Genomic DNA, 12,630 nt, shown 5'->3' on the forward strand with positions numbered 1-12,630 from the left:
GGGCGTACGTTAATTTTTAGAATCGTTTCGTTTGATATAAACCGCCCCAACTAAAAGCGTTAAAACTATAAACCAAACACCTAAATCTTGCAGGTGGTAATACGGTGTAAAGCCGGTTGTTGCGATAACTGGTGCCGTAATACTTGCCGTTTCAAATTGAGGAAGTACCGAAGTTACTTGCCCCTTATAGTTTATAAAGGCAGTAATGCCATTATTGGTGGCTCTTAACACAGGACGGCCTAGTTCAAGTGCACGCATTCGGGCTATTTGTAAATGCTGAGCGGGGCCGTGTGAGCGACCAAACCATGCATCATTGCTTACGGTTATTATCATATCGGTATCAGCGTGGATATTGGCTAACACTTGCCGTGGAAATGCAATTTCAAAACAAATTGCGGGCGCTAGCTTAATGCCGTTTGCTTCTAAGTTCGGTTGCTCAAATTCGCCGCGTGAAAACGACGACATGGGTAAGTCGAATAACGGCGCAAGGGGGCGAAGAAAGTCTTCAAGAGGAACAAACTCGCCAACAGGTAAAAGGTGGTGTTTGGAAAAGCGGTTATTATGAAAATAGTGATAGTCTGGACTTGCAGAATCGGCAGTGCGTTTACCCAAGACAATCAGGTTGTTCCACGCTTCATCAGTTTCCCAATTATAGTTTACAATCCCGGTGATAAGGGCTGTCCCTTCATTAAACGCCCGTTCATTGACTTTAGCAAGATATGGCTGCGCGAGTGGTTCTAACTTGGGCACGGCTGCCTCTGGCCAGATGATTAAGTCGTTGTCCCACAAACCTTGCGTTAACTCCCAATAAGTTTGCATGGTAGGGGCGTCCTGTTCTGGCACCCAGCGCAAACTTTGCGCAATATTTCCTTGTACCATCCCTATGCGGTAAGTGTGTTTAGGTTGCACCCAAACGTGTTGGCTAAGCACATAACCACTTACAAATAAACATGAAATAACGATGGTGGCGTTAGCAAGTGAGCGCCTGTTTTTTACCAATGCAAGCATGGCTGCACTCAATACCAAAAGCGCAGAGATACCTGTCTCACCAATAATGGGTGCAAAGCCGCTAAGTGGACTGTCGAGTTGGCTATAGCCAAGTGAAAGCCAAGGAAAGCCAGAGAGCATCCAACTTCTTAACCACTCAGCCAGTACCCAGAAAAAGGGCAAAGTCATTGGCCATAGCGTTGGCGAAAAGTACTTTGCTGTCAGTTTTGTAGCAAGGGCAGGGTATAGGGCCAAATATCCGCACAATAATGCCATTAAGCCCACTGAGGCAATAAGTGGCAAGCCACCAAAATCCGCAATACTAACGTGCACCCAACTTACCCCTGCACCGAACCAACCGGCGCCAAACAACCAGCCAGCCAAAAATGGTTTGTGTTTTAATTTAATGACTTGGCGAAGTGCTAAGGCCAATGCTGGAATGGTGATCAACCACAAATTAAATGGGGCAAAAGCGAGTGTTAAGCTTGCGCCGCTAAGGACAAGTAGGAAATGGGGAATATAGGGCTTTAACATGATAGTAAAAAAGCAACCGTGTTTATTGTTGTTAATGGCGTATACTGTTTACACAAAAAAGTGCCTGTAAAGACACTAAGCCAAAAAAAACAGGTGCCATTAAACACCTGCTTTCTTCATTTGAATACCGTCAACTTATTCTAGTGATGGCACTGACACTTTTAGCTGTATTAGTCGGCGTTTGTCAGAGTTTGTCACCTTAAACTGAATATCATTTATGGTGATTTCGTCATTCGTTTCTGGCATATGCCCGAATGCTTTCAACACAATGCCGCCAATGGTATCAGCTTCTTCTTCACTGAATTTGGTCTCAAAAAACTCATTGAAATCATCAACAGGCGTTAAGGCCTTAACGGAATAGGTAGATTTATTTAATGGGCGAATGTCATCTGTACCGTCTTCTTCGGTATCGTATTCGTCTTCAATCTCGCCTACGATGATTTCAAGGATATCTTCGATGGTGACCAAACCAGATACGCCACCGTATTCATCAACAACAATGGCCATGTGATAGCGCTGCTGACGAAACTCTTTAAGTAACACATCAACACGTTTACTTTCAGGTACGATAACCGCTGGGCGAAGAATATCGCGAAGGTTAAATTCTTTTTCGGCGTTAAAAGCAAATGCGAGTAAGTCTTTCGCTAACAGTATGCCTTCGATATGGTCTTTGTCTTCACTGATAACAGGGAAGCGAGAGTGGGCAGACTCAAGCATAACAGGTAAAAATTCTTCTACCTTTTGCTCAACATCTATAGTGGTCATTTGAGCGCGCGGGATCATGATGTCCCTAACTCGCATTTCATTTACCCCAATTACCCCTTCGATCATCTCGCGGGTTTGAGGGTCGATGATTTCGTTTTGTTCAGCATCAGTAATGACTGATACTAACTCTTCTTTACTTCTCGGCTCGCCAGAAATTGAATTTTTTAGTTTATCTAACCAACTCTTGCCTGATGAGCCGTTGGTAGAGTGAGGATTATCGTCGCTCATAATGTCCGTTTACTAGTTAGTTCAACGCCAACGTTAAAATGCTTCGTGCTGGTCGTCAATGATTTATTGTTATTAAGTATAAATGGTTAAGCTTTACAAGGGCTTATATGAAGCGTTTGCGCTTAAACCTCGTAGGGGTTTTCAATACCCAAACCGGCAAGGATTGCAATTTCTTTGCTTTCCATTTCTTCGGCTTCGATATCGTCTATATGGTCATAACCCATTAAATGCAAGATGCCATGCACAGTCATGTGTGCGTAGTGGTGGCTAACGTGCTTTTCTTGCTCTACCGCTTCGCGGCTAATAACAGGGGCGCAAATTACAAGGTCGCCTAGCAGGTCCATTTCGACGCCAGGCGGCGCTTCAAAGGGAAAAGACAACACATTCGTTGGCTTGTCTTTTCCGCGATATTCATAATTCAAGCTTTGGCTTTCATCTTCGTCTGTAAAGCGGACTGTTATTTCTTGCTCAGTTAGCCCTTCGAAAGCGAGTACGGCATTAGCCCAAATTGTAAGCTGTTCTGGTGAAGGAATAGCGTTTAGCACGCTTTCTTCACCTTCGTACGCTTGTTGATAATCGATAATAGCGGTCACGATTGGCTATCGTCTTTTTTTGTGGTGCTCGCATTTGAGGCCGGCGTCGAAGCAGGTGTCTCTGGCTTAGCTTCACTTGCCGCCTGCTCACGCTGCAATCTTAACGCTTCTTCTTTACGCTCTTTGCGCAAGCGCTCTTGCTCTGCATCATGAATTTCATAAGCGCGTACTATGCGAGCGACCACGGGGTGTCGAACAACGTCTTCGGCGTTAAAGAAGTTAAATGAAATATCATCTACTTCGCTAAGCACTTCAATGGCGTGGCGAAGCCCTGATTTTGCGCCGCGCGGTAAATCCACCTGTGTGATATCACCCGTAATTACGGCTTTTGAATTAAAACCAATACGCGTTAAGAACATCTTCATCTGTTCTACCGTGGTATTTTGGCTTTCGTCTAAAATAATAAAAGCGTCGTTAAGTGTACGACCGCGCATGTAGGCTAACGGAGCAACCTCAATGACGTTGCGTTCCATAAGTTTTTCCACTTTCTCGAAGCCCAGCATTTCAAACAGGGCATCGTAGAGTGGACGCAAATAAGGATCGACTTTTTGTGAAAGGTCACCAGGTAAGAAACCTAGCTTCTCACCTGCTTCAACTGCAGGGCGAGTTAGCAAAATACGACGAATTTCCTGACGTTCCAGTGCATCAACGGCAGCGGCTACTGCTAGATAGGTTTTACCTGTTCCAGCAGGGCCGATACCAAATGTTATGTCGTGGTTAACAATGTTTGCCACGTACTGCGCTTGGTTTGGATTGCGCGGCTTAATAACACCGCGCTTAGTCTTGATGTTCACCTCTTTGCCGTAACCGCCAGTCGCGTCTTTCTCAATGACGCGGGCTTCTTGAATGGCTAGGTGAACCTGTTCAGCTTCCAAATCAGGAACGCGACCTTTGACAGGTTGCGTTTCAATATAAAGTAGCTTTAGAAGTTCGCTGGCGCTTTTTATTTGCTGTGGTTCTCCTAACACTTTAAACGCGTTATTGCGGTAGGTAATTTCTACGCCTAACCTACGTTCAATCTGTTTGATATTATCATCAAAGGGACCACATAAACTGGACAAACGTTTTGTATCTGCCGGTTCTAAATCAAATTCATTACTTACCAATGTACTCAAGCTACTTTATTCCTCGCTTTACTCAATATTGTGTTGTTAGGCAGGGTTAAATTGGCCCACACCTAGCTCATCTGGCAGGTCTGCCTGATGCTTTGCCATAATAGATTGGGGCGAAACTGCAACACGCAAGCCCATTTCGCTCTCTCTGCGCACAACTTCACCACGTAGTGAGTTTGTGAAAACATCGGTGATATTCACATCGACGAATTCGCCAATCATGTCAGGTGTACCTTCGAAGTTCACTACACGGTTGTTCTCTGTACGTCCAGAAAGCTCCATTGGGTTCTTCTTAGAAGGGCCTTCTACTAAAATACGTTGCTCGGTACCTACCATATGACGCGCAATACGCAAAGCTTGTTGCGTGATGCGTTGTTGAAGAAGGTGCAGACGCTGCTTTTTGGTTTCTTCACTTACATCATCAACTGCATCAGCTGCTGGTGTTCCAGGGCGAGCGCTGTAGATAAAGCTGAAGCTCAGGTCGTAATCAACGGCCTGAATTAAATCCATCGTTGCTTCAAAGTCAGCGTCAGTTTCACCCGGAAAGCCGATGATGAAGTCGCTAGATAAGCTGATGTTTGGACGAATCTTTTTCAGTTTACGCATCTTAGATTTGTATTCCAGCGATGTGTGTCCACGCTTCATCAAATTCAAAATACGATCTGAACCGCTTTGAACTGGCAAATGCAGGTGGTCAACCAACTCGGGAATAGACGCATACGCTTCGATAATATCGTCTGTAAACTCTACCGGGTGAGACGTGGTGTAACGAATGCGGTCAATACCATCAATCGCGGCCACAAGTTCAAGTAGTTCAGAGAAGCGACAAATAGTGCCATCGAAGTGCTCGCCGCGATAGGCGTTTACATTTTGACCCAACAAGTTCACTTCGCGTACACCTTGGCCGGCAAGTTGTGCTATTTCAAGTAACACATCGTCCACAGGGCGACTGACTTCTTCGCCACGCGTATACGGTACCACACAGAACGTACAGTATTTTGAGCAACCTTCCATAATTGAAACAAACGCCGTAGGGCCCTCAGCACGAGGCTCGGGTAAACGGTCGAATTTTTCAATCTCAGGGAAGCTCACATCAATAACTGACTTTGCGCCACCTTGTAATTGATTGATCATTTCAGGTAGACGGTGCAGTGTTTGCGGCCCAAATACCAAATCAACAAAAGGTGCACGCTGGCGAATAGTATCGCCTTCTTGTGAGGCTACACAGCCGCCCACACCAATAATAAGTTCTGGCTTATCTTGTTTTAGCGTCTTCCAACGGCCTAGTTGGTGAAACACCTTTTCCTGCGCTTTCTCACGAATAGAGCAGGTATTAAGTAAGATTACATCGGCTTCTTCAGCACTTTCTGCAGCACTGTAGCCATGCGTTGAGTCGAGTAAGTCTGCCATTTTTTCCGAGTCGTACTCGTTCATTTGGCAGCCCCAGGTTTTGATATACAGCTTTTTAGTCATAACAACTATTCGTTAACCTGATAGAGTTCCAACAAGTGGTCGTGCTTTATTGGCAAGTTAACACTTGCTTCGCACAGCCCCAGTTGCTGGAAGATGTTCAAAATAGCCGCATATTTTACCTGTTATGCACGCATATTCCCAGTGTAATGCGATGATTCATTGAGATTTGATCTAAGGCAAACCAATTCTACGTTTTACTTCACACAGCAAAGTGTTTTACGACATAATGCAAGTGTGTGATTTAAGGAGTGTAAATGGTCGATTTTTGTATCAACGGCGGTGGTATGGTAGGTGCTGCACTAGCGCTTGGTCTTGCTCAGCAACAATACAAGGTAGTGGTAATAGAGCCGTACTTGCCAAGTGCTTTTAACGAAAGTGACGGTCCAGATCTTCGCGTTTCGGCCATTAGTGAATCGTCTGTCACACTTCTTAAAGCACTAGGCGCGTGGGATTACATTAAGGTTAAGCGTGTAAAGCCCTATATTGGTTTAAGTGTATGGGATGACCCACAACATCGTACTGACTTCACAGCAGACAGCATTGATGTAGAGCAACTTGGCTATTTTGTCGAAAATAGGTTGTTGCAGTTAGGCTGTCTTGAAGCCCTTGAGCATTACGACAATGTCACCGTGATTAGCGGCACTAAAGTACAATCACTGTCGCTCGGCGACACCGCATATGTCACTTTAAATAATGGCAGTAGTATTGAAGCTCAGTGGCTTATAGGAGCAGATGGCGCTAATTCTCAAGTGAGACAAGCGGCAGGCATCGGCAGCACAGGGTGGCAATACGCACAGCAAGCGATGGGGATTACCATAAAGTTAGACAAACCCGTTGACGCAATCACATGGCAGCAATTTACCCCTAGCGGGCCGAAAGCGTTTTTGCCCATGTTCGATAATTATGCGTCTCTTGTGTGGTATGACAATGCTGATGAGCTTAAACGTCTTAAAAGTTTGAACAATACGCAGCTTTCACAAGAAGTCATCAATGCATTTCCCCACGAATTAACCCAAAACGACAATCGATTCACTATTGTCGATAAAGCTATCTTTCCACTAACCCGTTCTCATGCAAATAGTTATGTAAAGGGCTGTTGTGTGCTACTTGGCGATGCGGCACATACGATTAACCCTTTGGCCGGGCAGGGGGTAAACTTGGGCTTTAAAGATGTAGAAGCTTTCTTGTCGGTTACCGCAAATCATGCACCATTAGATTCTTTGGAGTTTGCAAAGGCGCTCTCGCGAGATTTCGAATCACCAAGGCGGCGCGATAACCTTGTAATGATGACTGCAATGGATGGCTTTTATACCTTGTTCAGTAATGATATAGCCCCCATTAAATGGATAAGAAATCAGCTTCTTTCAGTAGCGCAAACCATTGAGCCTGCAAAGAAGCAAGTACTTAAGTACGCGATAGGAATACGATAATGGAAGTATTAATTTTGTTGGCAGTGCTCTTTGGTGCATTGGCCGTAGTAATACCTTTGATTGAGCGCTCTAAAATGCGCGTGAGTAATGAGGATGCAGCGAAGTGGGCAAAGTGGATTTGGCCGCTAATGGGGATTTTACTCATTGCCCAGTTATTAAGGCTTATTTTCTCTTGATAAAGTGATCATGCCTTCGTTCTCCAGTGCAGTTAAATCAGCTACTGATGAAGGTAATGGCAATGCTGTGCGTTCAACAATATCAGTCACTCCTACCCATGTCGCTTTACCTGAAGTTTTCGCTGCGTATAGGCACTGATCGGCAGCGTGAAAAATGGTATCTAGTGGGCTTACAAGCTGGCGCTTTTGCTCACTTTCACAAGCAAAGGGAAAGCAGGCAAACCCAACACTACAGGTGACTGACTTAGTTTGTCCTTCATCGAGTACAAATGGTATTTGTTTGATGTCGCTGACTACGCGCTCTGCTAATAAAGTGGCGTTTTGCCGGTCGATAAACCGTGCTACTGCAACAAATTCTTCACCGCCCCAGCGAATAAGATAATCTGACCCTCGAAATATCGCTTTAAGTCGTTTTGCCGTTTGTTGTAATACCTTGTCGCCAGCGATATGACCATAGGTATCGTTGATCTGTTTAAAATTGTCCAAATCGATGACAAAAAAGCATAAATCGGCTTCTTGCGGTCGTACATTGTTGCTATGTTGATATTTGCGCAATGCAGTAGTGATGTCGGCATCTATGTGGCTTTCAAGAAAGCGTCGGTTATGTAAAGAAGTTAACTTATCAGTAAGGCTCATTGCTGCAAGCTCTTCATTCGCTTTTTTGAGCTCTGCAGTTCGTGCACTTACTTCTTGTTTTAATTGTTTAGTGTATTTCGACTGAGCTCGACGAGAGTAAATCAAAAATGCTAAAAGCCCTAACAGAAGCACAATTAGAAAGAGAGTTTGTCGGCTTTCTCTTTCGCTTTGAGCCTGAACCTGCTGGGTAGCTTGCTGTTGTTTTAACAGCTCAATTTCGTTCGCACGACGAATGAACTCGGTTTGGGCTTGAGTAGAAGCAAGCGCATCAAGTCTTTTTTGATTGAACAGCGATTCGTCTAATTGCTTTTGCTGTTTTAATGCCTGGTAGGCTTTATTGACCTCTTCTAACGTTTCTAGCGTGGTAACTTTTAGCGCCAATAGTTGTGACACTTGGTGCAGTTCGCCCATTTCTTCAGCAAGGGGAATCGCCTGTTCGATAAGGGCTAACGCGTTGTTATAGCGTTCTTGCTGAGTATAAATTTCAATAAGCGTTTGATATCCGTCTAGCAGTAAACTTTTGTATTGCCCGTGTTCAGCGCGCTCAATGACTCCCTTTACCATGACTTCAGCGTCAAGTAAGTTGCCTTGTTTAACTGCCAAGTCACTTAAGCCAGAAAGCGCCCAGTCGATGTCTCGTTTAGCACCTATTTCGACAAAGAGGGAGTGAGCACGTTGCATGTAGTGTGAAGCAATGTCGTAATTGCCTATTTGCATATTCACATAGCCAATTTTGTAACTACTGTAGGCAATGTCTTTCTTGTTACCACTGGCTTCATCGATGGTAAGCGCTTGTTCAAAATAGCTAAGTGCTTGTTCGTAATCGCCCATAACACGCCGAATATCCCCAAGGTTATATACCGCAGATGCAATGCCTTGTTGATTGCCAGATGCATAATTCGACTCAAGTGCTTTTTGATGATAATCAACAGCCTCGTTAAATTGCCCCATTTTCTCAAGAACAACCCCAAGACTATTATTGATGCTGGCCATATCCTGTTCTGAGCCGTTTGATTGGAAAACCGCTAATGCCATATAAAGATATTCAAGTGCAACAGTGTAATTAGATTGGTAGCGGTAGGTTAGCCCTATTTGGCGATAGGTTTTCGCGGCAGCTAGCTCATTATTGGTATCTTGGTACAGGGCAAGAGCGCGGTTGAGCCATTGTTGTGCGTCTTTGTAGTCGTTGCGTTCCATAGCAATTTTGCCGAGTTGGAATAACGTGTCGGCCTCAAGTTGCGTGTCGCTTTGTTGCTCGGCTCGTTGAAGCAATGCTATGGCTTGTTGCTGCGCCTCGTCTAGCTTGCCCGCTTCGCGTAATTGCACAATATCGTCGGTGGGCAACGCGAAAGCCGGTAGTGTTCCCAGCAAAAGAAAGGTAAGTGTAATAGCAACGCGTAAAAGCAACTTCATGACACCGCGAATACAAGAACGAATTCGTAAGTATAAGCTGAAATAAACGTGAGCACTACTTTATGTCTGGTACCTTCGGCGCGATGAACTTCTAGATACTCATCGGCAGAGCAAGTAACCGCGATGTTGGACCGGTGAGGACAGCAGATTTAAAACAAAGTGCTCAGCGAATGCTGAGCACTTGAAATGGAGTGTTAGGCTGCCTGTCGTAGTTGCGGCTCGGCAATATGAGGAGCTTGCTGGTGATTAGTAGCCAGCTTTTCATAAAGTAGCGGTAACACGATTAGTGTAAAGAACGTACCAATCAGCATGCCCGCAACAAGTATGATACCGATGCTGTTTCGTGCCTCGGCCCCCGCACCTGTTACCAATACCAACGGGAAGTGACCTAATACAGTGGCGCCCGTTGTCATTAAAATGGGACGGAGTCGAGTAGCTGCAGCGTCTTTAACAGCATCAAGTTTACTTTTGCCCGTTAGCTGTAATTGATTGGCAAACTCAACAATTAAGATACCGTTTTTGGCTATAAGACCAATTAGCGTGACCAGACCAATTTGGCTGTAAATATTAATGGTTGTGAGTGACAAAAATGGCAGCATTAATGCGCCAGCAAGTGCTAGTGGTGCGCAACCAAGCAGAACAACAAGGGGATCTCTGAAGCTGTTAAACTGAATGGTTAGTAAGAAGTAAACAATGATCAGCGCAACGCCCAACACCCCTAACATGGTGTTGCCTTCCTTGCGCAACTGCCTAGATTCTCCCGCGTAGTCTATTGAATAAGAGGGGGGGAGAATATCTACGGCGATAGATTCTATGGTGCTAAGCCCTTGCTCTTTGGTGATGTGAGGCAAGACACCTGCCAGTATTCTGAATGAACTTTGCTGGTTAAATGAGCCCAGAACGCGCGGGCTGGTAAAGGTGTCCAGAGAAGCAAATGACGAAACCGGTACGAGTGCACCTGAGTCAGTACGTACTTTCATATCAAGTACCAATTCAGGATTATAGCGACTGTCATCATTAACAATGGGAATTACTCGATATGCCTTTCCTTCCTTGTTGAAGTAATTAACAAAGTTGGTCGACATCAATACGCTGAGTTGGTCATTGACCTCTTGAACCGATAGGCCCAAATCGGCTAGTAGGGCTTTGTTAATTTTGAGTTCGGCCTGAGGTAAATCGATTTTTAAGTCGGTATTAACAAACAGGTAGTTACCCGAAGCGTTTGCTTGGCTGATAATTTTATCTGCATACTCTTTCATTGTGACAGGGTCGTCAGTAGTGCGAAATACTACTTCAACATCAAATTGCCCGGCGGTCGGCAGTGAGGCGGGTAATATGGGAAACAAGGTAAGCCCGGTTACGCTTCCTAATCGACCGTAAAGGTCGTAAATCATATCGTGAACGGAGTGCTCTCTTTCCTCAAATGGAGCGAGTTCAACACCACCAAACCCTGCTGATGCAGTAAGTATTTGCCACGTAAATTTTGCGCCCTCAGATGCGTTTAACACTTCAACGGTGTCATTCATTCTCTGTGAAGTATATTGCTGAGATGATTCTGGTGGGGCCTCTACCACTACATTGATGGCGCTTTGATCTTCTGTGGGCGCGAGTTCCTTTTGTGACAGCATATAAAAGGGGACGCTCAACAACGAAAATACAATAGCAATTAAGGTAATTTGAGCACGCCAATTAAAGCAGTGAGCGAGTACGCGTTGATAGCCACGTTGTAAACTGTCGAAATAGCTATTGACCTTTCTGGTAAACGGGCCTTCTTTGCCGCCTTCAGGGTTTACGTATGCACTCATAATAGGTGACAAGGTTACTGCAACTACACCGGAAATTAACACGGCAATGGCTAAGGTGAACGCAAACTCTCTAAATAAGAAACCGGTAAGGCCCGTTAAAAATCCAATAGGCGCATAGACTGCGGCTAGGGTTAATGTCATTGCGATCACGGGGATTAATAACTGTCGTGAACTAATCAGCGCTGCTTGAATTCGAGGTTTTCCCTCGCGCATGTGACGTGCGACGTTCTCAACCACAACAATAGCGTCATCAACAACAAGGCCAACCGATAGAACAATTGCAAGGATGGTCAACAGGTTTAGTGAAAAACCAATTGCTGAGATGACAGCAATTGCGCCTAAAACAGAAATAGGAATAGTGACCAATGGTACCAATGCTGTTCGAAATGAGCCCATCATTAACAGAATTACAATTCCCACTAGCAGTACTGTCTCAATAAGGGTTGTAAATATCTCTTTGATGGAATCTCGCATGTAAAGCGTACCATCGTAGCCCGTAGTGATGTGCATTCCTTCAGGTAGTGTGGCGTTAACGGCATCAAGCTTTTTGTACAAGGCGTCACCAATATCTATTTCATTAGCGCCTGGCAGTGCCCAAACAGCAAGAAATACCGTTGTTCTGTCGTCTAAACGCGCGGTGACTATACCCTCGGCTTCACCTAGCGTGACATCTGCGACATCGCTAAGCGTTAACTGGCTACCCGCATCGTCTCGTATGATCAATCTCTCAAAGTCTTCAACAGACGCAAGGTTAGTATTAGCCATTAAATCAATGCGTTGCTGATTATTTTCGCTGTAGCCCAAGGTAGCTATCGTATTATTGGATTGTAGAGCACTGAAAACTTCATTTGCACTCAACCCGTACACAGCTAATTTGTTGGGGTCTAGCAACACTCGCATTGCCGGATTACGACCACCTTCAAGTGTTACCTTTTGTACGCCATTGATATCGTTAAGTACCGGTACAACATTGCGGATTAGATAGTCACTGACTTCACTGCGAGTTTCATTGGTTGCTTCCACATCGAGATAAAACACGGCATAAGGACTGTCTGCTCGAACAATATCGATAGCAGGATCCTCTGCACCAGTGGGAAGCTCGAATTTAATCTGATTAAGTTTCGTTGTCAGATCTGACAGTGCATCTGTAGTGTCATGATTAAGCTCTAGCCACGCGGTAACTTTGCTTAATCCTGCGGTTGTCACAGAATCAACGTAGTCAACACCCGGTACGGTTGAGGTAACACGTTCGATGGGCTCGGTTACATAGCCTTTAACCACTTCTGCAGACGCGCCGGTATAGACCGTATTGATAACCAGTGATGCACTTTTTATCTTGGGATATTGTTGTACTGAAATTGTATTCGCGGCATTAAGCCCCGCTAATAAAATCAATATCGAAAGGACAATGGCAAGCACTGGTCGCGTTACAAAGGCGTCCATTATTGAGGGCTTATTATCGTTGGGCATACTCATGG

At 44.9% G+C, this 12,630-nt stretch carries 9 protein-coding genes; 2 read left to right on the forward strand and 7 right to left on the reverse strand.

Annotated elements, in window-relative coordinates:
• Nucleotides 1-9: 9 nt before the first annotated feature.
• From lnt to miaB, 5 genes are all read right to left on the reverse strand, one after another.
• Nucleotides 10-1,521, reverse strand: coding sequence for an apolipoprotein N-acyltransferase (lnt, locus tag JN178_RS07245; RefSeq protein ID WP_202264855.1), 1,512 nt, complete (start codon nt 1,519-1,521; stop codon nt 10-12).
• A 135-nt stretch (nt 1,522-1,656) separates the two neighbouring features.
• A complete protein-coding gene (gene corC, locus JN178_RS07250) occupies nt 1,657-2,514 on the reverse strand; it encodes a CNNM family magnesium/cobalt transport protein CorC (protein ID WP_159628093.1) in 858 nt (285 codons plus the stop codon).
• A 122-nt stretch (nt 2,515-2,636) separates the two neighbouring features.
• Nucleotides 2,637-3,107 (reverse strand): rRNA maturation RNase YbeY, encoded by a 471-nt coding sequence (gene ybeY / locus JN178_RS07255; protein WP_202264857.1) that lies wholly within the window; start codon nt 3,105-3,107, stop codon nt 2,637-2,639.
• Nucleotides 3,104-4,222 carry a PhoH family protein gene (locus JN178_RS07260; protein ID WP_202264859.1) on the reverse strand — a complete coding sequence of 373 codons (1,119 nt, stop codon included), beginning with the start codon at nt 4,220-4,222 and terminating at the stop codon, nt 3,104-3,106. Before JN178_RS07260 ends, ybeY begins: the two co-directional genes overlap by 4 nt.
• Before the next feature lie 36 nt (nt 4,223-4,258).
• Complete coding sequence (gene miaB, locus JN178_RS07265; RefSeq protein ID WP_202264861.1) at nt 4,259-5,692, reverse strand: tRNA (N6-isopentenyl adenosine(37)-C2)-methylthiotransferase MiaB; 1,434 nt, start codon at nt 5,690-5,692, stop codon at nt 4,259-4,261.
• 254 nt (nt 5,693-5,946) lie between these two features.
• On the opposite strand from miaB, the gene JN178_RS07270 reads away from it, so the two are divergent.
• Both JN178_RS07270 and JN178_RS07275 read left to right on the forward strand, forming a co-directional pair.
• Nucleotides 5,947-7,122, forward strand: coding sequence for an FAD-dependent monooxygenase (locus JN178_RS07270; RefSeq protein WP_202264863.1), 1,176 nt, complete (start codon nt 5,947-5,949; stop codon nt 7,120-7,122).
• Complete coding sequence (locus JN178_RS07275; protein WP_202264864.1) at nt 7,122-7,298, forward strand: hypothetical protein; 177 nt, start codon at nt 7,122-7,124, stop codon at nt 7,296-7,298. Before JN178_RS07270 ends, JN178_RS07275 begins: the two co-directional genes overlap by 1 nt.
• Here JN178_RS07275 and JN178_RS07280 read toward each other — a convergent pair.
• Both JN178_RS07280 and JN178_RS07285 read right to left on the reverse strand, forming a co-directional pair.
• On the reverse strand, nt 7,278-9,347 hold the full coding sequence (locus JN178_RS07280; RefSeq protein WP_202264865.1) for a tetratricopeptide repeat-containing diguanylate cyclase: 2,070 nt from the start codon (nt 9,345-9,347) through the stop codon (nt 7,278-7,280). The two genes, JN178_RS07275 and JN178_RS07280, sit on opposite strands and share 21 nt — an antisense overlap.
• A 194-nt stretch (nt 9,348-9,541) precedes the next feature.
• Complete coding sequence (locus tag JN178_RS07285; protein WP_202264867.1) at nt 9,542-12,628, reverse strand: efflux RND transporter permease subunit; 3,087 nt, start codon at nt 12,626-12,628, stop codon at nt 9,542-9,544.
• Nucleotides 12,629-12,630 lie beyond the last annotated feature (2 nt).

Origin of the sequence: Alteromonas sp. KC3 (assembly GCF_016756315.1) — a bacterium.
Taxonomy (GTDB): domain Bacteria; phylum Pseudomonadota; class Gammaproteobacteria; order Enterobacterales; family Alteromonadaceae; genus Alteromonas.